The sequence below is a fragment of the Roseovarius amoyensis genome, from assembly GCF_003260265.1.
GTDB lineage: Bacteria > Pseudomonadota > Alphaproteobacteria > Rhodobacterales > Rhodobacteraceae > Roseovarius > Roseovarius amoyensis.
In genome coordinates, this window is sequence record NZ_QITQ01000009.1 from 1 (window position 1) to 23,116 (window position 23,116).

The 23,116-nt window shown below is 64.1% G+C and carries 22 protein-coding genes, 2 tRNA genes and 1 pseudogene; 14 read left to right on the forward strand and 11 right to left on the reverse strand.

From position 1 onward, the window contains the following. Positions 1–129: 129 nt before the first annotated feature. Together DL899_RS09455 and DL899_RS09460 are read left to right on the forward strand one after the other, a co-directional pair. Positions 130–990 (forward strand): annotated as a pseudogene (locus tag DL899_RS09455) (trimethylamine methyltransferase family protein); the annotation flags it as partial. 7 nt (positions 991–997) lie between these two features. Further along, positions 998–1,693 carry a TetR/AcrR family transcriptional regulator gene (locus tag DL899_RS09460; RefSeq protein ID WP_239494665.1) on the forward strand — a complete coding sequence of 232 codons (696 nt, stop codon included), beginning with the start codon at positions 998–1,000 and terminating at the stop codon, positions 1,691–1,693. 594 nt (positions 1,694–2,287) lie between these two features. Here the strand turns inward: DL899_RS09460 and cueR are convergent. From cueR to DL899_RS19860, 7 genes are all read right to left on the reverse strand, one after another. Further along, positions 2,288–2,689: a Cu(I)-responsive transcriptional regulator gene (gene cueR / locus DL899_RS09465; protein ID WP_111734117.1), complete on the reverse strand. Its 402-nt coding sequence runs from the start codon at positions 2,687–2,689 to the stop codon at positions 2,288–2,290. A gap of 14 nt (positions 2,690–2,703) precedes the next feature. Next, the gene (locus tag DL899_RS09470) at positions 2,704–5,223 is read right to left on the reverse strand and encodes a heavy metal translocating P-type ATPase (RefSeq protein WP_111734118.1); all 2,520 of its coding nucleotides are present in this window, start codon (positions 5,221–5,223) and stop codon (positions 2,704–2,706) included. 127 nt (positions 5,224–5,350) lie between these two features. Further along, complete coding sequence (locus DL899_RS09475; protein WP_111734119.1) at positions 5,351–6,694, reverse strand: glycosyltransferase family 87 protein; 1,344 nt, start codon at positions 6,692–6,694, stop codon at positions 5,351–5,353. Between the two features lie 132 nt (positions 6,695–6,826). Continuing rightward, positions 6,827–6,902, reverse strand: a tRNA-Val gene (locus DL899_RS09480). Between the two features lie 63 nt (positions 6,903–6,965). After that, positions 6,966–7,544, reverse strand: coding sequence for a histidine phosphatase family protein (locus DL899_RS09485; RefSeq protein WP_111734120.1), 579 nt, complete (start codon positions 7,542–7,544; stop codon positions 6,966–6,968). A gap of 26 nt (positions 7,545–7,570) precedes the next feature. Next, positions 7,571–7,645: transfer RNA gene (locus DL899_RS09490), tRNA-Val, on the reverse strand. A gap of 19 nt (positions 7,646–7,664) precedes the next feature. Continuing rightward, on the reverse strand, positions 7,665–8,267 hold the full coding sequence (locus DL899_RS19860; RefSeq protein ID WP_239494666.1) for an HU family DNA-binding protein: 603 nt from the start codon (positions 8,265–8,267) through the stop codon (positions 7,665–7,667). A 38-nt stretch (positions 8,268–8,305) separates the two neighbouring features. On the opposite strand from DL899_RS19860, the gene DL899_RS19380 reads away from it, so the two are divergent. Further along, positions 8,306–8,503, forward strand: a complete 198-nt coding sequence (locus tag DL899_RS19380; RefSeq protein WP_162685542.1) for a hypothetical protein — start codon at positions 8,306–8,308, stop codon at positions 8,501–8,503. 248 nt (positions 8,504–8,751) lie between these two features. Here the strand turns inward: DL899_RS19380 and DL899_RS09505 are convergent, their stop codons facing one another. The 3 genes from DL899_RS09505 to tgt all read right to left on the reverse strand — a co-directional run bounded on the left by DL899_RS09505 (position 8,752) and on the right by tgt (position 13,900). Further along, a complete protein-coding gene (locus tag DL899_RS09505; RefSeq protein WP_162685543.1) occupies positions 8,752–9,876 on the reverse strand; it encodes a hypothetical protein in 1,125 nt (374 codons plus the stop codon). A 294-nt stretch (positions 9,877–10,170) separates the two neighbouring features. Further along, positions 10,171–12,582, reverse strand: a complete 2,412-nt coding sequence (gene lon / locus DL899_RS09510) for an endopeptidase La (RefSeq protein WP_111734124.1) — start codon at positions 12,580–12,582, stop codon at positions 10,171–10,173. 193 nt (positions 12,583–12,775) lie between these two features. Further along, positions 12,776–13,900: a tRNA guanosine(34) transglycosylase Tgt gene (gene tgt, locus DL899_RS09515; protein ID WP_111734125.1), complete on the reverse strand. Its 1,125-nt coding sequence runs from the start codon at positions 13,898–13,900 to the stop codon at positions 12,776–12,778. 105 nt (positions 13,901–14,005) lie between these two features. Here tgt and DL899_RS09520 point away from each other — a divergent pair, with 105 nt between their 5' ends. The 6 genes from DL899_RS09520 (at position 14,006) to tpiA (ending at position 18,371) form a co-directional block, all read left to right on the forward strand. Continuing rightward, the gene (locus DL899_RS09520) at positions 14,006–14,899 is read left to right on the forward strand and encodes an SPFH domain-containing protein (RefSeq protein WP_111734126.1); all 894 of its coding nucleotides are present in this window, start codon (positions 14,006–14,008) and stop codon (positions 14,897–14,899) included. Then, positions 14,899–15,174 carry a hypothetical protein gene (locus tag DL899_RS09525; protein ID WP_111734127.1) on the forward strand — a complete coding sequence of 92 codons (276 nt, stop codon included), beginning with the start codon at positions 14,899–14,901 and terminating at the stop codon, positions 15,172–15,174. Before DL899_RS09520 ends, DL899_RS09525 begins: the two co-directional genes overlap by 1 nt. Before the next feature lie 125 nt (positions 15,175–15,299). Then, entirely contained in the window at positions 15,300–16,733 is a 1,434-nt protein-coding gene (gene rimK, locus DL899_RS09530) for a 30S ribosomal protein S6--L-glutamate ligase (RefSeq protein WP_111734128.1), read from the forward strand. 85 nt (positions 16,734–16,818) lie between these two features. Then, a complete protein-coding gene (locus DL899_RS09535; protein ID WP_111734129.1) occupies positions 16,819–17,181 on the forward strand; it encodes an SUF system Fe-S cluster assembly protein in 363 nt (120 codons plus the stop codon). A gap of 30 nt (positions 17,182–17,211) precedes the next feature. Further along, positions 17,212–17,562: a HesB/IscA family protein gene (locus tag DL899_RS09540; protein WP_111734130.1), complete on the forward strand. Its 351-nt coding sequence runs from the start codon at positions 17,212–17,214 to the stop codon at positions 17,560–17,562. Between the two features lie 56 nt (positions 17,563–17,618). Next, positions 17,619–18,371, forward strand: coding sequence for a triose-phosphate isomerase (tpiA, locus tag DL899_RS09545; protein WP_111734131.1), 753 nt, complete (start codon positions 17,619–17,621; stop codon positions 18,369–18,371). A gap of 60 nt (positions 18,372–18,431) precedes the next feature. On the opposite strand, the gene DL899_RS09550 is transcribed toward tpiA, so the two are convergent. After that, on the reverse strand, positions 18,432–18,893 hold the full coding sequence (locus DL899_RS09550) for an Lrp/AsnC family transcriptional regulator (protein WP_111734132.1): 462 nt from the start codon (positions 18,891–18,893) through the stop codon (positions 18,432–18,434). Positions 18,894–19,056: 163 nt separating this feature from the next. Between DL899_RS09550 and DL899_RS09555 the strand changes: the two genes are divergently transcribed. From DL899_RS09555 to DL899_RS09575, 5 genes are all read left to right on the forward strand, one after another. Next, positions 19,057–19,371, forward strand: a complete 315-nt coding sequence (locus DL899_RS09555; protein ID WP_111734236.1) for a DUF2849 domain-containing protein — start codon at positions 19,057–19,059, stop codon at positions 19,369–19,371. A gap of 19 nt (positions 19,372–19,390) precedes the next feature. After that, on the forward strand, positions 19,391–21,058 hold the full coding sequence (locus DL899_RS09560) for a nitrite/sulfite reductase (RefSeq protein ID WP_111734133.1): 1,668 nt from the start codon (positions 19,391–19,393) through the stop codon (positions 21,056–21,058). Beyond that, positions 21,045–21,779: a phosphoadenylyl-sulfate reductase gene (locus DL899_RS09565; protein ID WP_111734134.1), complete on the forward strand. Its 735-nt coding sequence runs from the start codon at positions 21,045–21,047 to the stop codon at positions 21,777–21,779. Before DL899_RS09560 ends, DL899_RS09565 begins: the two co-directional genes overlap by 14 nt. After that, the gene (locus tag DL899_RS09570) at positions 21,776–22,183 is read left to right on the forward strand and encodes a DUF934 domain-containing protein (RefSeq protein WP_111734135.1); all 408 of its coding nucleotides are present in this window, start codon (positions 21,776–21,778) and stop codon (positions 22,181–22,183) included. Before DL899_RS09565 ends, DL899_RS09570 begins: the two co-directional genes overlap by 4 nt. Before the next feature lie 86 nt (positions 22,184–22,269). Continuing rightward, complete coding sequence (locus tag DL899_RS09575) at positions 22,270–23,115, forward strand: ferredoxin--NADP reductase (protein WP_111734237.1); 846 nt, start codon at positions 22,270–22,272, stop codon at positions 23,113–23,115. Position 23,116 lies beyond the last annotated feature (1 nt).

Here is a 23,116-nt window from a genome sequence, read left to right on the forward strand (position 1 = left end):
GGCCCTTGGCGGCAGACCACCCGCCGTGGTCTATTGGCAGAGAAATGAAACAACCAACCCCGATCAGCAGATGCAAAGAGTAGCTTGAATTACGCCAGATCCTGTCCAACCGATGGGGAGTAGCTCAGTTACACCATCATCAACACCAACTCGCCCCGCCAGATCGACATCCCCATGGCGCAGGGGCTGATCGACTTTGCCCGCGCCGGGCAACTGGCGATTGTCACGCCCTTTACCCTGATGGGGGCAATGGCGCCGATCACCGTGGCCGGCGCGATCACCCTGTCGCATGCCGAGGCGCTGGCGGCGATCACGCTGGGCCAGCTTGTCCGCCCCGGAGCGCCGGCCTGCTATGGCACCTTCACCTCGAACGTGGATATGAAATCGGGGTCTCCGGCCTTTGGCACGCCCGAACATTTCAAGGCGTCGCTGGCGGCAGGGCAACTCGCGCGCCATATCGGCCTGCCCTGGCGTTGCGCCACCGGATCGGCGGCCAACATCAACGACGCCCAGGCCGCGCATGAAACCCAGTTCGGCCTTTGGGGCTCGGTTCTGGCCGGGGCCACGGTGATCATCCACGCCGCCGGTTGGCTGGAAGGCGGGCTGACGGTTTCCTATGAAAAGCTGATCACCGACCTTGAGGCGGTGCAGATGGTGGCCGATCTTTGCAGCCCGACCCCGGCAGGCCCCGCCGAAATCGCCCGCGAGGCGCTGGACGAGGTGGCGCCAGGCGGGCATTTCTTTGGTTGCGCCCACACCATGAGCCGCTATCAAAGCCAGTTCTACGAGCCGCTGGTGGCGGACTGGTCGAACTACGGCACATGGAGCGAGAACGGCGGCAAGACCGCCAGCGAACGGGCCACCGCCATCTGGCGCGAGATCGTGGAAAACCACACCCCGCCCCCCGCCGCCGACCCCAACCGGCTGGAGGCGCTGGATACCTACATCGCCCGCCGCACCAATGAGGGCGGCACCGCACCGATCAGCTGAGGACGGCATGACGAAAATGACCCCGGACGCCCCCGCCACGGCCACGACCACGACCACGACCACGACCACCCACTCCGATGATGCCCTGCCCGGCAACGTCAAGGTCACGCGCGAGGACTGGCTGAACGCCGCCATGGATATCCTGGTCAGTGACGGCGTGTCCGAGGTCAAGATCCTGACGCTGGGCAACCGGCTGGGGGTCTCGCGGTCGTCCTTTTACTGGTATTTCGAAAGCCGCGAGGACCTGCTCAACCAGTTGCTGGAAACTTGGGAGCAGACCAATACCGGCGTCATGATCCGCTCGACCGAGTTGGAGGCAAAAACCATCATCGAGGCGGTGAACAACTTCTTTCACTGCGTCGTTGACCCCGACGGGTTCGACTACCGCCTTGATTTCGCGGTCCGTGAATGGGCCCGACGCGACGAGGCGGTGCACCAAATCGTCCAGCGCAGCGACACCGCCCGGCACGAGGCACTGGCGCGGATGTTCCTGCGCTTTGGCTATGACGCGGCAGAGGCCGACATCCGCGCCCGCGTGCTCTATTACCAGCAGATCGGCTATTACGCGCTGGAGCTGTCGGAAACGATGGAAGAGCGGCTAACCCGCGTTGCGGGCTACCTTTACTGCTTTACCGGGGTCAAACCGTCACCCGCCGAGCTCGACGCCTTCTTCGAATATGCCAGGGCCGTGAACCAGACATGAAACGCTATAAACGCTATTCCGCTCTTTCACGCGCAGCCCAGGGGCTGCGCGGCCATCGCAGCTGGAAACCGGCCTGGCGCAAGGCCCGTCCGCAAACGCCTGCGACGCCATCGTGATAGGTGGCGGCGGACACGGGCTGGCCGCTGCCGCCGGAGATGTCGGATGCGGACCTTGAGCGGCTCCTCTATCCGCGAACTGCCCGGGAGGCGGCGCGGCGCGCATTTCAGCCAGAAGTTCGGTCGCCGCCCAGGCCGGCGACATCGCCAGCACCGCGGCCACGGCGCCCGCAGTCATGATATTTCTGTTGAACATCTCATATTGCCTGTTGATAGGGTGCCCCGCGCGATGTGCCGGATGCCCATGGCCCGAAAGGGCGGACATAGATGTCCATAGCTGTCAATCGGGATCACCCACGCCTCGAGACCCGGCGCTTATCCGTGCGCGACATCCGAAACAGGAAAGCGGCGCAGGCCCCTGCGGCCGGGCAGAAATAAGCCGCGCCGGGACCTGTCCTGTCAGCGGGACGAGGCCTCGGGTCAGGCCCGGGACGCGGGTGTTTCGATTGAACCCGGCACGCCCAGCAAGGGGAAAACGCTATCGGGTATCGGTTCCGGCGCAGGCCAGGTCCTGCAGGATCGGGCAGTCGGGACGCTCGTCACCGGCGCAGGCGTCTGTCAGGCGCGCGAGCGTCGCGCGCATCTGCTGCAACTCGGCAATCTTGGCGTCGATCTGGTCCAGATGCTGGCGGGCGATACGCTTGACGTCTGCGCTGGCGCGATCACGGTCCTCGTATAGCGCCAGCAGATCGCGGCATTCGCCGATCGAAAACCCCAGCGAGCGAGCGCGCCCGAGGAATGTCAGCTTGTGCAGGTCGCTGTCGCGGAACTGGCGATAACCGTTGGCGCTGCGCAGCGGGGCGATCAGGCCGATATCTTCGTAATAGCGGATGGTCTTGGCCGGCAGGCCAGAGGCTTGCGCCGCTTGCTTGATGTTCATCGCGTGCCTCCCCCCTATTCCGCCGGAGCGGCGCTGACCGCCGCAGCGGGCGCGCGTGCGGGCGTGCTGCTTTCATCCATCGCCGGGCGCACCCGGCGCAGCCGCAGCGCGTTGGTCAGGACAAAGACCGACGACAGCGCCATCGCGCCCGCCGCCAGCATCGGCGACAGCAACAGTCCCGTCGCCGGATAAAGCACCCCCGCCGCCACCGGAATGAGCAGCACGTTGTAGCCGAACGCCCAAAACAGGTTCTGCCGTATATTGCGCATCGTCCGGCGCGAGATTTCGAGCGCATTCACCACCCCGCGCAGATCGCCCGACATCAGCACCACATCGGCGCTCTCAATCGCGATATCGGTGCCGATACCAATGGCGATGCCCACATCCGCCGCCGCCAGCGCCGGGGCGTCGTTGATGCCGTCGCCGACAAAGGCCACCCCGGCGCCGCCCTTGCGCAGATCGTCCACCGCCGAAAGCTTGGCGTCGGGCAGCACGTCGGCGATGACCTCGTCGATGCCGGTCTCGCCGGCGATGGCGTGGGCTGTCTCGGGTCGGTCGCCGGTGATCATCACCACGCGCATCCCCTGTCCTTTCAACGCCGCAATGGCGGCCGCGCTTGATGGTTTCACCGGATCCGCCACCGCCAGCAGCGCCGCCGCGCGCCCGTCGACGGCGGCATAAAGCGCGGTGCGCCCGCGTGCTGCCAGGTCGGCCACCGCGCCCTCCAGCGCGCTGGTGTCGATGCCTTCGCGCGCCATCAGGCGGGCTGCGCCCACCAGCACGTCACGCCCCCCTGCCCGCGCCCGTGCGCCATGCCCGGTGATGGTCTCGAACCCCTCGGCCTGCGGCAGATCCAGCCCCTCGGCCTGCGCCGCGCGCAGGATGGCGCGGGCGACGGGGTGCTCGGATCGCGCCTCGACCGCCGCCGCCAGCGCCAGCACCTCGGCCCGCTCAAAGCCATCGGTCGGCACCAGGTCGGTCAGTTCGGGGCGCCCCTCGGTCACGGTGCCGGTCTTGTCCAGCGCCACCACGCCCACGGATGACAGCGCCTGCAGTGCGTCGCCCTTGCGAAACAGCACCCCCAACTGCGCCGCGCGCCCGGTGCCCACCATGATCGAGGTTGGCGTCGCCAGCCCCATAGCGCAGGGGCAGGCGATGATCAGCACCGACACCCCCGCCACCAACGCCAGCGTCAGCGCCGGGTCGGGGCCGGCAACCAGCCACACCACCACCGTCAGCGCGGCCGCCGCCATCACCGCCGGCACGAACCACAACGTGATGCGGTCGACCAGGCCCTGGATCGGCAGCTTGGCCGCCTGCGCATCGCCGACCATGCGCACAATCTGCGCCAGCGTGGTGTCGGCCCCCACCCGCGTCGCACGATAGCCGAGGCTGCCCGCCCCCATCACCGTGCCGCCGGTGATGGTGTCCCCCGGTGCCTTGGCCACCGGCAGAGGCTCGCCCGTGATCATGCTTTCGTCGATATGGCCTTCGCCCTCGGTCACCTCGCCATCGACCGCCGCACGTTCGCCCGGGCGCAGCAGGACGGTGTCGCCCGGCACGATATCGGCAATGTCGATGTCGCGGGGATTGCCGTCGCGCATCACCCGCGCGCTGCGCGGCTGCAGCCCCATCAGGCGCTCGATGGCCGCGCCGGTGCGGCCCTTTGCGCGCGCCTCCATCCAGCGGCCGACGAGGATCAGCACCACGATCACCGCCGCCGCCTCGTAATAGACCGCGCGCACCGCCACGGGCAGCAGGCCGGGCAGGAAGGTCGCCACCACCGAATAGGCCCAGGCCGCCCCGGTGCCCACGGCGACAAGGCTGTTCATGTCGGGCGCGCCGCGCAGCAGCGCCGGCACCCCCTTGGTGAAAAAACCCCGCCCCGGCCCGGCCAGGACGGCGGTGGTCAGGACGAACTGCAACAGCCAGCTCGCCTTGTGCCCGATGGTGGCGGCGATCAGGTGATGCAGGGCGGGAAAGACATGCCCGCCCATCTCTATGATGAATACAGGCAGCGTCAGTGCGGCGGCGATGATGGCCTTACGGGCCACCGCGCGCGCCTCGGCGGCATGGCGTTCGACGGCGGTTTCGCCGCTGTCCGTGCCACCCGCGGCATCTGCGACCTCTGCCGGATAGCCTGCCGCGCCGGACGCTGCCGCCAGCTCTGCCGGGGTTATCACCCCCTGGGCATAGCGCAGGCTGGCGGTTTCGGTGGCAAGGTTCACCTCGGCCTCCAGCACACCGGGTGCTGCCGCCAGCGCGCGTTCCACCCGCCCCACGCAAGAGGCGCAGGACATCGACGCCACCTTCAGCGTCGCGCGTTCGGTGCGCATGGGATATCCCGCCGCCTGCAGCGCCGCGGCGGCCCGCACCAGCGCATCCGCGCCGCTGACTGTCAGGCGGGCCTCGCCAGTGGCCAGGTTGACCGCCGCATCGGCGACACCCTCGACCCCGGCCAAGGCCTTTTGCGCACGGCCAACACAGGACGCGCAGTTGAGGCCGTCGATACGGATGGTCAGAGAGGTGGTCATGGCGGCGCTCCGGAATTGCTGGATACCACCAAGATAGGGCTTCCATTTACTGGAAGGTCAAGACCCCGCACCAGGAGTTTTTGCGCAGGAATGCCGGCCTGGCACCTACCGGATCATATCCGGTCGATCATGTGCCCTGCCTGGCCGGCTCGACACTGCCCAAACTGCAAAGCCGGGCGAAAAGGCATCCCCAATAGCAAACCGGCACGATGACGGACAGGGCCGTGGCATGCGCAGACGTCTGCACCAGAAACAGCACTGGCGCCGAAAGAAGGATCAGCGGAAACGCGATCCAGACGAGCGCCTCGTAACGCTGCATGAGGCCAGACAGAGCCGGCAGGAACAGGACAGGCAGCAGGTAGTAATGTGCCCAACCGACCGGTGCGGTCAGGGCAAGCATGATACCAACACCAAGAACACGTACCGCCAGGCGTGCGTGAACGTCCAACTGCCGGGTTTGCCGAAAGAGCACTAGCACGCTGCCAAGAAAGACAAGCTTCATGGCCGCGCCAAGGAAGGCGGGGTTCACGAGGGTCAGCATGGGCGTCTCGAGCTGCAATGCATCGGACACGGCAGGCCAATCGGAAATCTGTGCCCAGATCACCGAAAGGGAGTGGTTATGCGCCGTGGCAATGATGTGCCCGTCGAACTGCTGCACACGCTCGAGAAAGACGGTGTGCGCATCCCAGCCGACAAGCAGGATGCTCAGGAGCGCGAAGGCCGCAAAAGTCAGCACGAACGCGGCTGCGGCACGCAGATCACGATCATACAGGAAGATCAGCAGAAAGGCGGCCGGGGTCAGCTTGATCGCGGCAGCTGTCGCCAGTATCGCGCCGGCCTGCCCGCTCCGCCCGGCACTATAGCGCTCAAACGCAAGGACGATCAGCACCGTGACCAGGATCTGCGGCTGGTTCTGGAACAAGGCCAGCGCCGAGGGGAGCGAAAGGTAGAGAAGCGCATAGGCAATGGCTGTGTACGTCAGCTTGGCGTTGGCCCCACCCACTATGCGCCACACCAGAAAGGGCGCGATCGCAAGCACGACGATCTGCGTGATCTGGGTTGCCGAAAAGAACGCCTGTGCACTCATGACGGTGGTGAAAGGCGCCAGCAACGCCGCCCAGAGCGGGGGATAAACGTAAGGCACCAGCTTGGACGTGTCCGTCGCGCCCGAGGCCAGACCTCGCTCTGCCCATATCCCCGGCATCTCGCCGATAAAGAACCGGTCTGGCGCGAGGTACATGTAGTCCGGCTGCCCGTCGGCGAAAAACCCTGCGGCGATCCAGACGGCGCTCATGTCCTGGAACCAGTCATTGTGATAGACAAGATACGCCGCCAAAACGAACAAGATGCAGATTGCAGCGCTGAGCAGCGTTTCCTTGGACTGTGGCAATGATCGTGGTGAGGTCAATTTCGCGACAACATGATTGAGGGGCATTGCATCGGACCAGCTAGAACGAAGCGGCCTCCGCATTCAAGCACCTGGCGCAACAAGGCTGTGACGAACAGACACGCATCGACGCAATCCACCGAAGGGACACAGCCCGAATGGCATGCATGATCCGGAAACCTTTCGGGAGCCCACGCCGGAAAACAGGTGGCTGCTTGGTGGGTCGTGAGAGACTCGAACTCCCGACATCTTCGGTGTAAACGAAGCGCTCTACCAACTGAGCTAACGACCCGGTGACGCGCCTCATACAAAGACGGGCGCCGGCGCGCAAGCGGCAAGCGTCGCCAGGGGCGCACTATTGCGCAATCGTTCGCGCCACGCCGTCGCGCAGATGGTACACCATGCCCTGCCCGCCCGGCATCGATGCCAGATCGCTCGCCGGCCGGCCCAGCGCCAGGCAGCGCAGCACGCGTGACGTGACCCCGTGGGTGAACAGCACCGTCGGTCCGTCGAGCCGTGCGAGAATCCGTTCCAGCCGCGCGGTCATCGCCGCCATCCCCTCGCCCCCCGGAGCGTCGAATTTCCACAGATGCGGATCGTCCGCCGCGAGGTCGGGCAGTTCGGCGCGCAGGTCTTCGATCTGCCGACCGGACCAGTCGCCCAGGTCGATTTCCTGCAGGTCGGGATCGGGCAGAACCGTCAGGCCCAGCCCCTCGGTGGCGATCTGCGCGGTGCGCCACGCCCGGTCGGCCGTACTGGAAAGCACCGTGACACCGGCGGGCAGAATGCGCCGCAGGATCGCGCCCTGCGCGCGCGCCTGCAAAACACCGGTTTCGGTCAGCGGGCTGTCCAGCCTGCCCTGCAGGCGGCCGGCGGCGTTCCATTCGGTCTGGCCGTGCCTGAGCAGCCATAATTCCGGCAGGCGGCGGGACATGGGCGAACCTGTTCAAAAGGTGAAAATGGTGGGTGATAGAAGATTCGAACTTCTGACATCTTCGATGTGAACGAAGCGCTCTACCACTGAGCTAATCACCCGCCGAGCCGGTTATTAGCTTCACTCCGCGGCGTCTGCAACCGTCTCTTTCGATTTCCCGGCATCCGCTTTATCGGCCGGGTCGAACGCCGGTCCGGCAGCCTTGCTCTGGCGGATGCGGGCCATGGTCACGCGCGCATTGGCGGTGTCCTTGGTGCGCTTGCGGGTGATCTTGCCCAAGGGTTGCAGGTTCAGTTCGCGCCCCTCTGAAATCGCCTCACCCAGGATGTCGATCATCGCCTCGACCGCCGGCTTGGCGTATTTCTTGCGAACGCCAGAGCGTTCGACCACCGCATCAATCAATTCCCTCTTTTTCAATTCCTTCTGGGTGTCCGCCGCCGCCTTGAGCATGCTGCCGCTCGCGCCTTTGGCCTGGCTCATGGCCGGGGCCGGCGCTGCCTTGGTCTTGGCAGCGGTCCTGGTGACGGTTTTTGCAGGCTTGGCGGTCTTTGCAGGCGTGCTGCGCGGCTTGCTGCCGGCACCTGCGGCCGCGGTGGATGCCGTTGTTTTTCTCGATCTGCCCGTTGTCGTTGCCATGGTGTGCCCCATTTGTTGCATCTGCCAACAAACCCTAGCTGTTTTGCCTTGACATTGCCACCAGTCAGTTGACGCTACGCCAGCCACGCCGTTAAATCGCCGGGAACTGTATTTGGGGGACAGACGTGAAAAAGACACTTGCCATTGTCGCTATCGCTTCGATCCTAGTGGCCGGTACGGCCTATGCCGGATCGCTTTCCGATCCCATCGTTGCGCCCGACGTGATTGCCGCCGACACGATTCAGAGCGCCTCTCACGTCGAAACGATCATCGCCGCACTGGCGATCATCACCATCATCCTGGGCGCCGCCGGCGCGTTCTGAACGGCGCGGCACGCAAGCGCCGCTGCCCCCGCCTTGGCGGGTGAAAGCCGTTGTTCGGCGCCCCTTTGGTTAGCCGTCTGGCAGACATGTTTCGCCACGAGATAAAGCGCGCGGTGTAACCCGGTGTTCGATGATCAGACGCCCCCGCAGGAAACTGCGGGGGCGTCTGATGTCTGGCTGTCTGCGTTGCGTGACGGAGCGGCCATTCGCTGCAATTGCGCCAATGTCTGCTTTAACCCCAACCGCATCTAACTAATACCGTAAATCATGGCCGCATACTCGCGAACCTCATCTGGTGTTTGGCCTTCTATTTCCCGTAAGTATCCCAAGAATTCATCTGGGTCGCTCAGAGAGAATATACGTGCCTTGTACTCCAACTCAGCCCGCAGTGGTTCTTCCTTCAATAATGCAGCGCATCGCATGTCGATGAAGAGTGCATCCGCATAAGGAGCGTACGTCGAGATTGTCCTCACATCGTTCATGAGTCCACGATCAACTATTTTCTTATCGCCGATGACGACCCGCCTAGCTACAGCGGCAAATAAGTATGATGAAATCCTTCGATGTAGTATTTCGCGTTGCCGGTCCCAATGCCAAAACTTGATGATTTCAATCAAGTGTTTATCTTCATCAACTTCCCGATCTTTAAGAAGGTGGCAAAGCTCTCGATACTCACGAAATATCGGCCTGCCAGAACTCTCGAATAGTGCCAGAGGGTCACTTGGATCAGGATTTGAGACATCCTCAAACCACTTCGCTAAGGCCTGCTTCTTTGTTGGCCCAATTGCTGAAAACTCACTTTCAAGAACACCCGCGAACGACGCCTTCTTCTCAAGCCACGTGTCCGCAAGTTGTTTCAATTCATCATGCACTTCGCCTCTCACAGTTCGAATGTGATCCGCGAATTGGCTGTAGTCTGCCCGCACGCCAACGTGCATATCCGGCAACCACTCATTTCTTCGACTGTCCACAATCTCATCTATATCAAAAGAAACCTCAGGCTCTTTGCCATCAAAGTATGCCTTTGCAAACTGAATGTCCTGCAAGAGCTCCACATCGCGAGAATCCATTAGGGAAACGTCGCCACCGAAGAACTCATACAAGCCGCGCAAGTCTTTGGGACTGTGGAAGACCGTCGTCTCATCGTGGTGGATGTCGGAGTGAGGCAAGAAGACCTGCTGTAGAAGAACGCACCGTCTCAGCAGGGCGTATACTTCTTTTGCGAAGGCTTCATGCCCCTTTGGCAGGTTCCCTTCGTTCTTGACGTTGTAGATCATGCTGAACATGAACTGGTCCAGATAGATCGCCTTCTTGTCTAATTCGGGCAGAGGTAGTTGCACCGTCCTTCGGCAGTTGGTGCAGCGTTTGGTCAACAATTGCCCCCCGGCAGAGAGTATGCCCATTGTCGTTTGACCGCACTTGGCGCATCGTGTGAACGGCCCGCGTTCCCATGTAAATCCGTTCAATGTGAAACTTCCGCTTGCAAGTAGTGGATCTTGACCGTGCTCCTGAAAGCGAACCTTTGTGCAATTCGCAGCATCGGTCAATCTGGCTTCAAACCTGCCATTCCGACAAGACGGATCGCTGCCACCAACAGGCAAGATGTGGAAAGGGCGCCCGAACGGGGCGCCCTTTCTCTGTCACGGATCAAGTCGCCAGGCAGAAGGTCAGTGCGCGACCGCTCCCGCTCCTTCGCCGCCGGTCTTGCGCGCGGCCTCGGCGGCGGCGGCCTCTTCGGCGGCCTCGTCCCATTCGACCGGCTCGGGCTGGCGCACCAACGCCAGCCGCAGCACGTCGCGGACATGGTCGACGGGAACGATTTCCAGCCCTTCCTTGACGTTGTCGGGTATCTCGGCGAGGTCCTTTTCGTTGTCACTGGGAATCAGAACGGTCTTGATTCCACCGCGCAGCGCCGCCAGCAGCTTTTCCTTCAACCCGCCGATCGGCAGGGCATTGCCGCGCAGCGTCACCTCGCCGGTCATGGCGATGTCCTTGCGCACCGGGATGCCGGTCAGCACCGAGACGATCGAGGTCACCATCGCCAGACCTGCCGACGGCCCGTCCTTGGGCGTGGCGCCCTCGGGGACGTGGACGTGGATATCCCATTTCTCGAACTTGGGCGGCTTGACCCCGATCCGCGGTGCGATGGAACGCACATAGCTTGACGCGGCGTCGATCGATTCCTTCATCACGTCACCCAGCTTGCCGGTGGTCTTCATCCGGCCCTTGCCGGGCAGGCGCAGTGCCTCGATGTTCAACAGCTCGCCCCCGACCGAGGTATAGGCCAGCCCGGTGACGACACCGACCTGGTCCTCGTCCTCGGCCATGCCGTACTTGAACTTCCGCACGCCAAGGAACTCGTCCAGGTTGTCGGCCGTCACCTCGACCTTTTCGGCCTCGCGCTTGATCAGCTTGGTCACCGCCTTGCGGGCGATCTTGGCGATCTCGCGTTCGAGATTCCGCACCCCGGCCTCGCGCGTGTAATAGCGGATGATGTCGGTCACCGCGCCATCGTCCAGCGAGAACTCGGATTTTTTCAAGCCGTGGTTCTTGACCTGTTTGGGGATCAGGTGGCGGCGCGCGATCTCGCGCTTTTCGTCCTCGGTATAGCCCGCCAGCGGGATGATCTCCATCCGGTCCTTCAGCGGCTCGGGCATGTTATAGCTGTTGGCCGTGGTCAGGAACATCACGTTGCTGAGGTCGTATTCCACCTCAAGATAGTGATCGACAAAGGTCGCGTTCTGCTCGGGGTCAAGCACCTCAAGCATGGCGCTGGCCGGGTCGCCGCGAAAATCCTGGCCCATCTTGTCGATCTCGTCGAGCAGGATCAGCGGGTTGGTTGTCTTGGCCTTTTTCAGCGCCTGGATGATCTTGCCCGGCATCGAGCCGATATAGGTGCGCCGGTGGCCGCGGATTTCGCTTTCATCACGCACCCCGCCCAGGCTGATGCGAATAAATTCGCGGCCCGTGGCGCGCGCCACCGATGCCCCGAGCGAGGTCTTGCCCACGCCCGGCGGGCCGACAAGGCACAGGATCGGGCCTTTCAGCTTTTTCGACCGCTGCTGCACCGCCAGGTATTCGATGATCCGTTCCTTGACCTTTTCCAGGCCATAGTGATCGGCATCGAGGATCTTTTCGGCGCGGGAAAGGTCCTTTTTCACGCGGCTTTTCTTGCCCCAGGGCAGGCTGAGCATCCAGTCCAGATAGTTGCGCACCACGGTGGCTTCGGCGCTCATCGGGCTCATGGACTTGAGCTTTTTCAGCTCGCCCTCGGCCTTTTCGCGCGCCTCTTTCGACAGCTTGGTGGCGTTTATCTTTTCTTCCAGCTCGGCGATCTCGCCGGCGCCGTCTTCGCCGTCGCCCAACTCTTTCTGGATCGCCTTCATCTGTTCGTTGAGGTAATATTCGCGCTGGGTGCGCTCCATCTGGCTTTTCACGCGGGTCTTGATCTTTTTCTCGACCTGCAGAACGCTCATCTCGCCCTGCATCAGACCATAGACCTTTTCCAGCCTTTCGCTGACGCTCAGCGTTTCCAGCAGCTCCTGCTTGCGCGCGACATCGACGCCCAGGTGCCCCGCCACCAGGTCGGCCAGCTTGGCCGGCTCGTCGCTTTCGGCCACGGCCGACAGCGCCTCTTCGGGGATGTTCTTCTTGATCTTGGCGTAGCGGGCGAATTCGTCCGTCACCGTGCGCAGCAGCGCCTCGATGGTGGCGGCGTCGCCCGGCATTTCCGAAAGCGTCTCTGCCCGCGCCTCAAAGAAATCGTCGTTTTCGAGATACTCGACGATGCTGACACGGCGCACGCCCTCGACCAGCACCTTGACGGTGCCGTCGGGCAGCTTGAGCAGCTGCAGCACGTTGGCCAGCACGCCGGCGTCATAGATGCCGTCAGCGGTGGGGTCGTCATCGGCGGGGTCGATCTGGCTGGACAGCAGGATCTGCTTGTCGTCCGCCATCACTTCCTCCAGCGCGCGAACCGATTTTTCACGGCCCACGAAAAGCGGCACGATCATGTGGGGGAAAACCACGATGTCGCGCAGCGGCAGCACCGGGTAGGATTGGCTGAGGGTGTCTTGCATGCTCGTGTCCTGTTTTATTGGCAAGACGGCTCTGGCCCCGATAACACGGCAGCCCCGTCCGTCTCCGTCTTCTGAGGGCTGATGTGGGGACCGCGCGCGCCCCTTTCAACCACGGTGGGCGTGAGAATGCCTTGAGCGGGCCACGGGGGCAAGCAGCAATTCCGGCACATGCAGCCACATCCGCCCGCACGGCTTACAACGGTTCGATGTCACCCTCGGCCCGCCCGGCGTGAAAGGCGGCCTCCCACTCGGCAAAGCGGCCCTCGGAAATGGCCGCGCGCATGCCTGCCATCAGTTCCTGGTAATAGTGCAGGTTGTGCCAGGTCAGCAGCATCGAGCTGATGATCTCACGAGCCCGAAAGACGTGATGCAGGTAGGCACGGCTATACCCCCGGCAGGCCGGGCAAGTACAGTTTTCATCCAGCGGGCGGGGGTCGTCGGCATGGCGCGCGTTCTTGATGTTCACGACCCCGTGGCGGGTAAAGACCTGCCCCGTGCGCCCCGAACGGGATGGCAGCACGCAATCCATCATGTCCACGCCCCGTTTGACCGCGCCGACGATGTCGTCGGGCTTGCCCACCCCCATCAGGTAGCGCGGTTTTTCCTCCGGCAGCATCCCGGGCGCATAGTCAAGCACGGAAAACATCGCCTCCTGCCCCTCGCCCACCGCCAGCCCGCCGATGGCGTAGCCGTCAAAACCGATCTCGCGCAGCGCCTCGGCGCTTTCGGCGCGCAGATCGCGGTTTACCCCGCCCTGCTGGATACCGAACAGCGCGTGCCCCGGCCGGTCGCCGAACGCATCTTTCGATCGCTGCGCCCAGCGCATGCTGAGGCGCATGGCGCGCGCCACCTCTGCATCCGTGGCCGGCAGCGCGGGGCATTCGTCGAAACACATCACAATGTCCGACCCCAGAAGCCGCTGAATTTCCATCGAGCGTTCCGGCGTCAGCATGTGCCGCGCCCCGTCGATATGGGATTTGAAGGCAACGCCCTCTTCGGTCAGCTTTCGCAGCCCGGCAAGGCTCATCACCTGAAAGCCGCCCGAGTCGGTCAGAATCGGGCGATCCCAGTTCATGAACTTGTGCAGCCCGCCCAGCCGCGCCACCCGTTCGGCGCCCGGGCGCAGCATCAGGTGATAGGTATTGCCCAGCAGGATGTCGGCCCCCGTCGCCGTCACGCTTTCGGGCAGCATCGCCTTGACCGTCGCGGCGGTGCCCACCGGCATGAAGGCGGGGGTGCGCACCTCGCCCCTCGGGGTGCTGATGACACCGCTGCGCGCGTGGCCGTCCTGCGCCTTTATTTCGAAACTGAACCGCATGGATGCGCCTCGCCGTTGATTTCCTTGCCGCGCCCCCCTTTAATGCGCTTGGGCGGGCAGTGCCAAGCACGCCCTTCCTGCCTGTCGGCTGTTTAGGGGCCCCGCATGACCGAAGACATGATCCTTGACCTGATTTCCTCGAACCTCGTGCTGATCCTGATCGCCGTGCTGGTGATCCTGATCATCTTCCGCGGCATAAAGATCGTGCCGCAGTCCGACCAGTTCGTTGTCGAACGCTTCGGCCGCCTGCACAAGGTGCTGGGCCCGGGTATCAACCTGATCGTGCCGTTCCTCGACAAGGTGGCGCATCGCATCTCGATCCTGGAACGGCAGCTGCCCAACGCGACCCAGGATGCCATCACCCGCGACAACGTGCTGGTGCAGGTCGAAACATCGGTGTTCTACCGCATCCTTCAGCCCGAGCGCACGGTCTACCGCATCCGCGACGTGGATGGTGCCATCGCCACCACCGTTGCAGGTATCGTACGCGCCGAGATCGGGATGATGGACCTTGACGAGGTGCAGTCGAACCGCAGCCAGCTGATCTCGACCATCAAGGCGTCGGTCGAGGATGCGGTCGATGACTGGGGGATCGAGGTCACCCGCGCCGAGATCCTGGACGTCAACCTGGACGAGGCAACCCGCGCGGCGATGCTGCAGCAGCTCAACGCCGAACGCGCCCGCCGCGCCGCCGTGACCGAGGCCGAGGGCGAAAAGCGCGCCATCGAACTGCGCGCCGATGGCGAGCTTTACGCCGCCGAACAGGTCGCCAAGGCCCGTCGTGTCAGCGCCGATGCCGAAGCCTATGCCACCAGCGTCGTCGCCGCCGCCATCGCCGAAAACGGGCTGGAGGCCGCGCAATACCAGGTGGCGCTGAAACAGGTCGAGGCGCTCAACTCGCTTGGGTCCGGCGCCGGTTCGCAAACCATCGTCGTACCCGCCCAGGCGCTGGAGGCATTCGGCAACGCATTCCGCATGCTCAAGGGGCGAGACGGATGATGGAAGGCGATTTCTGGCATCTGTGGTGGGTGTGGCTGGCCGCGGCGCTGGCACTGGCGATTCTGGAAACGCTGGCGCCGGGGTTCATCTTTCTGGGCTTTGCCGCCGGCGCGGCGCTGACCGCGCTGGTAGTGCTGCTGCCATGGAAGCTGGGGATCGCCGCGCTGCTGGCAGTATTCGCAGTGCTGTCGCTGGTGTCCTGGCTGCTGCTGCGGCGCCTGTTCCGCACCCCCGATGACCAAACCCGCGTCATCCGCGAGGACATCAACAAATAGGCCGGCAGCGGCTGACAGGCCACCGCCGCCCTTGTCGCGCCCATGGTGTTTCCGCTAACATCAGTGTTTCCGCCAACAAGGGGCGCGGGCGGTCACAGCACCGCCGCCAGAGGAGGGCCACCGCCATGACCCGCACAGCTGACGACGCCGACGGCCCTGCCACGCCCGTAACCCTGCAATTCGGGTGGGAGGAATGGATCGCCCTGCCCGATCTGGGCGTGCCCGCGTTGCGGGCCAAGGTCGACACCGGCGCACGCACATCCGCGCTGCATGCCTTTGACATCGAAACATTCGGCCCGCAGGCGCGACCCAAGGTGCGCTTTACCGTCCACCCGATCCCGGGGCGCGACGACTTGGTCATCCCGTGCTCGGCCCCTATCGTCGACCGGCGCGAGGTGGCCTCGTCCAACGGCGAAAAAGAGCTGCGCTTTGTCATCGAAAGCACGCTGTCGGTGGGGGGCCAAAGCTGGCCCATCGAGATCACGCTGACAGACCGTTCGGCGATGGCCTCGCGCATGTTGCTGGGGCGGCAGGCGATGAAGGATCACATCTCGATCGTGGCGACCGACCGATTTCTGCAGCCGGAACTGAGCTTTGACATCTATCACACCACCCGCATGCGCGAGGCCCAGCCGCGCCGCGCGCTGCGTATCTGCGTGCTGTCGCGCGAAAACAACTATTCCACCCGCCGCCTGGTGGAAGAGGGCGAAAAACGCGGCCACACCATCGAGGTGATCGACACCGCCCGCTGCTACATGGCGATCAACGCGCTGGCGCCCGAGGTGCATTACGACGGCAAGCGCCTGCCGCGTTTCGACGCGGTCATCCCCCGCATCGGCGTCTCTATCACCGCCTATGGTGCCGCCATCATACGCCAGTTCGAAACCATCGGCACATATTGCGTCAACGGCTCGGCCGGGATCACCGCCAGCCGTGACAAGCTTTATGCCCATCAGTTGATGGCGAGGGCGCGCATCGGCATGCCCAACACCGCATTCGCCAATTCGCCGCGCGATACCAACAACATCATCGCCCTGGTCGGCACCGCGCCGCTGATCGTCAAGTTGCTGGAATCGACGCAGGGCAAGGGCGTGGTGCTGGCCGAAACCAAAAAGGCCGCCGAATCCGTCATCGACGCCTTTCGCGGACTCAAGGCCAATTTCCTCGTGCAGGACTTCGTCAAGGAGGCCGCGGGCGAGGACATCCGCTGTCTTGTGATTGGCGGCAAGGTCGTGGCGTCGATGAAACGCACCGGGGCCGAGGGCGATTTTCGCTCCAACCTGCATCGCGGCGGCACCGCACGTTCGGTCCGCATCACGCGCGAGGAACGCGAAACCGCGATCCGCGCCGCGCGTGCCTTTGACCTCAACCTTGCAGGGGTCGACCTGCTGCGATCCGAGTCGGGGCCAAAGGTGCTGGAGGTCAATTCATCCCCCGGCTTCGAGGGGATCGAGACCTCGACCGGCAAAAATATTGTGTCCGGGCTCTATGACCAGATCGAGACCCGGGGGCGCCCCGAGCCCATAAGACGGCGCAAACCGGCGGCATCGAAACGCTGATCGCGACAGTTTGCCCGCCCGCGCCTCTGGACGCTGGGGCCCTAGAAACTTATATGTTTGGTCAGAATAGAAGCAGGATACCCGGATGACTGAAAGTCCCGAACCGCTGGAAGGCGCACCGCTGATCGCCCCGTCAAGCACCGAACACCCGCTTTACGACACTATCGTAGAGGCGTGCCGTTCGGTCTATGACCCTGAAATCCCGGTCAACATTTATGATCTGGGACTCGTCTACACCATTGATATAAATGATGAAAACGCCGTCCATGTGACCATGACGCTGACCGCGCCGGGCTGTCCCGTGGCGGGCGAGATGCCCGGCTGGGTGGCCGACGCCATCGCCCCGGTCGAAGGTGTGCAGCAGGTCGATGTCGATCTGACCTGGGACCCGCCCTGGGGCATGGACATGATGAGCGACGAGGCCCGCCTCGAACTGGGCTTCATGTGACGCGCCCACAACGCTGAGAGGCAAAAACCGATGTTCGGCATTCCTGGCAAACAGGCCGTGACCATGACCCCCGCCGCCGCCGCCCAGATCGCCACGCTGATGCAGAAGGGCGGCACCAAGGGCCTGCGCATCGGCGTGAAAAAGGGCGGCTGCGCGGGCATGGAATACACGATGGACTATGTCGATGAAATCGACTCCAACGACGAGGTGATCGAACAGGAGGGCGCGCGCGTGATGATCGCGCCGATGGCGCAGATGTTCCTGTTCGGCACCGAGATCGACTATCGCAGCACGTTGCTGGAATCGGGTTTCGTCTTCAACAACCCCAACGTGGCCGAGGCTTGCGGCTGCGGTGAATCGATCCGCTTCGAAGACATGTGAACGTTGCGCCCCGGTCCCTCGCAGCCTAAAGACTGGGGAAACGAGGGGCACGAGGAATGAGACGCAAGCTGGCCGCAGGCAACTGGAAAATGAACGGCGACCGCGCGGCGCTGGCCGAGATCGAACAGGTGGCCAAGGCGCCGTCTGCCGCCGGGGTCGAGGTGCTGATCTGTCCGCCCGCCACCCTGCTGGCCGAGGCCGCCGCGCGCGCCGCCGGCACCACGGTGACGATCGGCGGGCAGGATTGCCACCCCGCCGCCGCCGGCGCCCATACCGGCGACATCTCGGCGCCGATGCTGGCAGACGCCGGTGCGCGCGCCGTCATCCTGGGCCATTCCGAACGCCGCGCCGATCATGGTGAGACCAGCAAACTAGTGCGCCACAAGGCCGAGGCCGCACAGGCCGCCGGCCTGGTCGCCATCATCTGCGTAGGCGAAACCGAGGCCCAGCGCGACGACGGCACCGCACTGGATGTGGTCGCCCGCCAACTGGCCGAGTCGCTGCCCGACAGCGCCGGCGCCGAAAATACCGTTCTCGCCTATGAACCGGTCTGGGCCATCGGCACCGGCCGGGTGCCCGACACCGCCCAGATCGCCGAGATGCACAGCCACCTGCGCGCCCGCCTGGCCGCGCGGCTGGGTACGAACGTGGCCCAGGGCATCCGCATCCTTTACGGCGGGTCGGTCAAGCCCGGCAACGCCACCGAGATATTCGCCACCCCGAACGTCGATGGCGCGCTGGTCGGTGGTGCATCGCTGAAGGCGGGGGATTTCATCCCCATCATCGACGCGCTCGCCGCCGCCGGCTGAGACGGGGCATCCATGCAGGTTCCCCTTCGCACGGCGGCACGCCGGGCGCGCGCCTGCCCTTCAGACCGGCAGCACTGTCGTCGACTTGATTTCTTCCATCGACAAGAGCGCCGTGACGGTGTGCACCTTCACCTCGGAAATTAGCGCCTGGTAGAACTCGTCATAAGCGCGGGCGTTGGGCACGACCACCTTGAGGATATAGTCGATGTCGCCGGCCAGGCGGTGCGCCTCCAGCACCTCGGCCCGGTCTTTCAGCGCCTTGAGAAACCGCGCCTGCCATTCGGCGTCATGCTCTGACGTGCGGATCAGGACAAAGAAACACGCCTCGAATCCCAGCTCGGCCGCATCCAGCAGGTAGGTCTGGCCACGGATGACCCCGCCTTCGCGCATCTTGCGGATGCGGTTCCAGACCGGGGTCTTGGAACTGCCGACAGCGCGCGCGATTTCGTCCAGCGACCGGCTGCCGTCCTGCTGCAGTTCCATGAGAATTTTCCGATCCAGCGCGTCGAGACGAACAGCCATTCCGGTTTCTTTCCTTTGCTGGAACGCCCCCGGCACACCCGGCCACACATGGAACGTTCGTTCTTATTTCTGCCGCCATATGGCGGTTTCGTGGGAATATTTTCTATATTGGCGGCAGAGTCAAATCGCTTCGTCAAACCGGTTGCAAGGGAATATCCGCATCATGGCCCGTGCCTTTACCCCCAAGGTCGTCACCGCCAATGCCCTGGTCGAGGGCGACGCCGTCTATCTTGCCGCCGATGGCACCTGGGTGCGCCACCTTTGCCAGGCAGAGCTGATCACCGACGAGGTCCGCGCCGACGCTCGCCTTGCGCTTGCCCAGGCCCAGCCAACCGTTGTCGTCGGCCCCTACCTGGCCGATGCGGTGGCCGGCGCGGACGGCCCCGAACCCGCCCATTTCCGCGAGGATTTTCGCCGCAAGGGCCCCTCGAACCTTTTCCACGGCAAGCAGGCAGAGCGTGCCGCGCCCCAACGCTGACCCCGCAGGAGGCCCGAGAATGTACCAATACAACGACTTCGACACCGCGTTCGTGAAAAACCGCGTCGCCCAGTTCCGCGCCCAGGTTGAACGCCGCATCGCCGGCACCCTGACCGAGGACGAATTCCGCCCCCTGCGCACCATGAACGGGCTTTACCTGCAACTGCATGCCTACATGCTGCGGGTGGCCATTCCCTATGGCTCGCTCGACCCGGCCAAGCTGCGCCAGCTTGCCTATATCGCCGAACGCTGGGACAAGGGCTATGGCCACTTCACCACCCGCACCAACATCCAGTTCCACTGGCCGCGTCTCAGCGACGTGCCCGACATGCTGGAGGCGCTGTCAGAGGTCGGCATGCACGCGATCCAGACCTCGGGCAACACCGTGCGCAACGTTACATCCGACCATTTCGCCGGCGCCGCCGAGGGCGAGATCGAAGACCCCCGCCCCATCGCCGAACTGATCCGGCAATGGTCGACCGACCACCCCGAGTTCCAGTTCCTGCCGCGCAAGTTCAAGATCGCCGTGATCGCCAGCGAGGCCGACCGCGCGGTGATGAAAAGCCACGACATCGGCCTGCGCATCGTCGAACAGGATGGCGCGCGCGGTTTCCAGGTCTGGATCGGCGGCGGCATGGGGCGCACGCCGATGGTGGCGCGGCTCTTGCGCGATTTCCTGCCGCGTGCCGACCTGCTGCCTTACCTGGAGGCGGTGCTTGCCACCTACAACCGGCTCGGGCGGCGCGACAACAAGTTCAAGGCGCGCGTCAAGATCACCGTGCATGAAAACGGTCTCGACGAGATCCGCCGCCAGGTCGAAGCCGAATTTCCCCGCCGCCGCGCGGTGTTCTCGGGCGTCGATCAGGACTGGCTGGCGCGCATCGAGGCGGCGTTCATCACCCCGTCTCTTTCGCCCCGCGACACGGCCGCCTATCACGCCGCACGCGACGCCGATCCGGTGTTCCGGTCGTGGTGCGACACCAATGTCGCGCCCCACCGCCGCGCCGATCACGGCATCGTCACGATCAGCCTCAAGGCGCACGGGCAGACCCCCGGCGACATGAGCGCCGAACAGATGCGGCTGGTGGCCGACCTGGCGGAACGTTACGGCCACGACGACATCCGCGTCAGCCACGCCCAGAACCTAGTGCTGCCGCATGTCGCGCTGACCGACCTTCCGGCACTGCACGCGGCATTGAAGCCGGCAGGCCTGGCAACCGGCAACATCGGCCTTGCGTCCGACCTCATCGCCTGCCCGGGGATGGATTATTGCGCGCTGGCGACGGCGCGGTCGATCCCGGTGGCAACCGGCATCGCCAAGCGGCTGCAAGAGTTGAAGATCGAACACGACGTGGGCCATCTGCAGATCAAGATTTCCGGCTGCATCAACGCCTGCGGGCACCACCATGTCGGCCATATCGGCATTCTCGGGCTCGACCGTGGCGGGGTGGAAACCTACCAGATCACGCTGGGCGGCGATGCGTCCGAGAGCACCGAGATCGGCACTCGCACCGGCCCCGGATTTGGCTATGACGAGATCGTGCCGGCCATCGAGAGGCTGATCTTTGCCTATCTCGACCTGCGCGAAGCCCCCAAAGAGACCTTTCTGGAAACCTATCGCCGGGTGGGCATGACCCCGTTCAAGTCGGCGCTTTATGACGAGGCCGCCGCCTATGCCGCAGAATGATCTGATCGCGCATGTCCGGGCATTGAACGAGCAGTTTCGCCACCACTCGGCCGTGCCGGTGCTGGCGCACGCACTGAGCGATCCGGCATTCGGGCGCATCGCGCTGGTGTCCAGCTTCGGCGCCGAATCGGTGGTGCTGCTGCACATGCTGTCGATCACCCGCCGCGATACGCCGGTGATCTTCATCGACACCCGGCTGCTGTTTGCCGAAACCCTGGTTTATCAGCAGGAACTGGCCGAACGCCTGGCGCTGAGCGACGTGCGCATCATCCGCGCAGGCCAGGCCGATCTGGCCCGCCACGACCCGGACGGCACCTTGCACCAGCGCGACCCCGATACCTGCTGCGCGCTGCGCAAGACCGCCCCGCTGGAGGCCGCGCTGACGCAATTCGGCGGCTGGATCACCGGGCGCAAACGCTTTCACGGCGCCACGCGGCAGGCGCTCGATTTCTTCGAGATCGAGGCAGAGACCGGGCGCATCAAGGTCAACCCGCTGGCGCATTGGCGGCGCGAGGACGTGCAGACCTATATCGAGGAAAACCGCCTGCCCCGGCATCCGCTGGTGGCGCAGGGGTACCCCTCGATCGGCTGCATGCCCTGCACCTCGTCGGTGCGCGAGGGCGAAGACATCCGCGCCGGCCGCTGGCGCGACCGCGAAAAGACCGAATGCGGCATCCATTTCGCCGCCGGCAAGGTGACACGCAACGGAGTAAGCGCATGAGCGTTATCGTGACCGACACGGGCTTTGCGCCCGACGACTGGCAGGGCGGCTTCACCCCCCTGGCCGAAGCTGGGCCCGAGCCCACAGCGCTGGACCTGCCCGACGACACCGACCCTTTGACGCTCGCGGACCGGCTGGCGAACGTGGCGATGATCCGGGTGGATTTCCCGGTATTTTCGAACGGGCGCGGCTTTTCCATCGCGCGCGAGCTGCGCCTGATGGGCTATGCCGGGCGGCTGAGGGCGCGCGGCCATGTCATTTCTGACCAATACGCCATGGCCCGCCGGTCGGGCTTTGACGAGGTCGAGATTTCTGACAATCTGGCCGCGCGCCAGCCCGAGCAGGATTGGCTTTTTCGCGCCGAATGGCAGAATTTTGATTACCAGGCGCGGCTGCGAGGTTAGGCTGGTTGCGCGGATAAGTCACCTTTGCCCTGATGTGGATCAAGGAATATCAGGCGTCTTTCGAATTATCCAAGCCCGAGGAACGAATGAACGAGACAACGACAGTGACGCAAGCAAAGGCCGAAACGGCCCGCACCCTGCCCGACGCCCAGACCGTGACCGCCGTCAAGCATTATACCGACCGGCTGTTTGCGTTCCGCGTGACCCGTCCCGCCAGCCTGCGCTTTCGCTCGGGCGAATTCGTGATGCTGGGCCTGATGCAGGAAGACCCCAAGACCGGCCGTGAAAAGCCGCTGCTCAGGGCCTACTCCATCGCCAGCCCGGCTTGGGATGAGGAGTTGGAGTTCTACTCGATCAAGGTGCAGGATGGTCCTCTGACCTCTCGCCTGCAGCATATCCAGCCGGGCGACCAGATCATCCTGCGGCCCAAGCCCGTGGGCACGCTGGTGCATGACGCGTTGCTGCCCGGCAAGCGCATCTGGTTCTTTGCCACCGGCACCGGGATTGCGCCCTTTGCCTCGCTCCTGCGGGACCCGCAGACCTATCACGACTATGACGAGGTGATCCTGACCCATACCTGCCGCGAGGTCGGCGAGCTGCAATATGGCGCCGATCTGATCGAAACGATCCGCACCGACGAGATGCTGGCCGAACTGATCGGCGAGGGCTTTCACGAAAAGCTGCGCTATTACCCCACCACCACCCGCGAAGAGAGCCCCAAGATGGGCCGCATCACCGACCTGATGCGCTCGGGCGAGGTATTCGCCGATCTGGGGGTGGAGCCGCTGTCGCCAGAGACCGACCGCGCGATGGTATGCGGCAACCTGGCCTTCAACCTCGAACTCAAGGACATGCTCGAGGGCTATGGCCTGACCGAAGGCGCCAATTCCGCCCCCCGCGAATACGTGGTGGAAAAGGCCTTTCTGGACTGAG

What these genes read in the sequence shown, in the direction of transcription:
- DL899_RS09460 (WP_239494665.1), top strand. Translation starts at nt 998, where the DNA reads ATGACGAAAATGACCCCGGACGCCCCCGCCACGGCCACGACCACGACC.
- cueR (WP_111734117.1), bottom strand. Translation starts at nt 2,689, where the DNA reads ATGAACATCAAGCAAGCGGCGCAAGCCTCTGGCCTGCCGGCCAAGACC.
- DL899_RS09470 (WP_111734118.1), bottom strand. Translation starts at nt 5,223, where the DNA reads ATGACCACCTCTCTGACCATCCGTATCGACGGCCTCAACTGCGCGTCC.
- DL899_RS09475 (WP_111734119.1), bottom strand. Translation starts at nt 6,694, where the DNA reads ATGCGGAGGCCGCTTCGTTCTAGCTGGTCCGATGCAATGCCCCTCAAT.
- DL899_RS09485 (WP_111734120.1), bottom strand. Translation starts at nt 7,544, where the DNA reads ATGTCCCGCCGCCTGCCGGAATTATGGCTGCTCAGGCACGGCCAGACC.
- lon (WP_111734124.1), bottom strand. Translation starts at nt 12,582, where the DNA reads ATGCAAGACACCCTCAGCCAATCCTACCCGGTGCTGCCGCTGCGCGAC.
- tgt (WP_111734125.1), bottom strand. Translation starts at nt 13,900, where the DNA reads ATGCGGTTCAGTTTCGAAATAAAGGCGCAGGACGGCCACGCGCGCAGC.
- DL899_RS09520 (WP_111734126.1), top strand. Translation starts at nt 14,006, where the DNA reads ATGACCGAAGACATGATCCTTGACCTGATTTCCTCGAACCTCGTGCTG.
- DL899_RS09525 (WP_111734127.1), top strand. Translation starts at nt 14,899, where the DNA reads ATGGAAGGCGATTTCTGGCATCTGTGGTGGGTGTGGCTGGCCGCGGCG.
- rimK (WP_111734128.1), top strand. Translation starts at nt 15,300, where the DNA reads ATGACCCGCACAGCTGACGACGCCGACGGCCCTGCCACGCCCGTAACC.
- DL899_RS09535 (WP_111734129.1), top strand. Translation starts at nt 16,819, where the DNA reads ATGACTGAAAGTCCCGAACCGCTGGAAGGCGCACCGCTGATCGCCCCG.
- DL899_RS09540 (WP_111734130.1), top strand. Translation starts at nt 17,212, where the DNA reads ATGTTCGGCATTCCTGGCAAACAGGCCGTGACCATGACCCCCGCCGCC.
- tpiA (WP_111734131.1), top strand. Translation starts at nt 17,619, where the DNA reads ATGAGACGCAAGCTGGCCGCAGGCAACTGGAAAATGAACGGCGACCGC.
- DL899_RS09550 (WP_111734132.1), bottom strand. Translation starts at nt 18,893, where the DNA reads ATGGCTGTTCGTCTCGACGCGCTGGATCGGAAAATTCTCATGGAACTG.
- DL899_RS09555 (WP_111734236.1), top strand. Translation starts at nt 19,057, where the DNA reads ATGGCCCGTGCCTTTACCCCCAAGGTCGTCACCGCCAATGCCCTGGTC.
- DL899_RS09560 (WP_111734133.1), top strand. Translation starts at nt 19,391, where the DNA reads ATGTACCAATACAACGACTTCGACACCGCGTTCGTGAAAAACCGCGTC.
- DL899_RS09565 (WP_111734134.1), top strand. Translation starts at nt 21,045, where the DNA reads ATGCCGCAGAATGATCTGATCGCGCATGTCCGGGCATTGAACGAGCAG.
- DL899_RS09570 (WP_111734135.1), top strand. Translation starts at nt 21,776, where the DNA reads ATGAGCGTTATCGTGACCGACACGGGCTTTGCGCCCGACGACTGGCAG.
- DL899_RS09575 (WP_111734237.1), top strand. Translation starts at nt 22,270, where the DNA reads ATGAACGAGACAACGACAGTGACGCAAGCAAAGGCCGAAACGGCCCGC.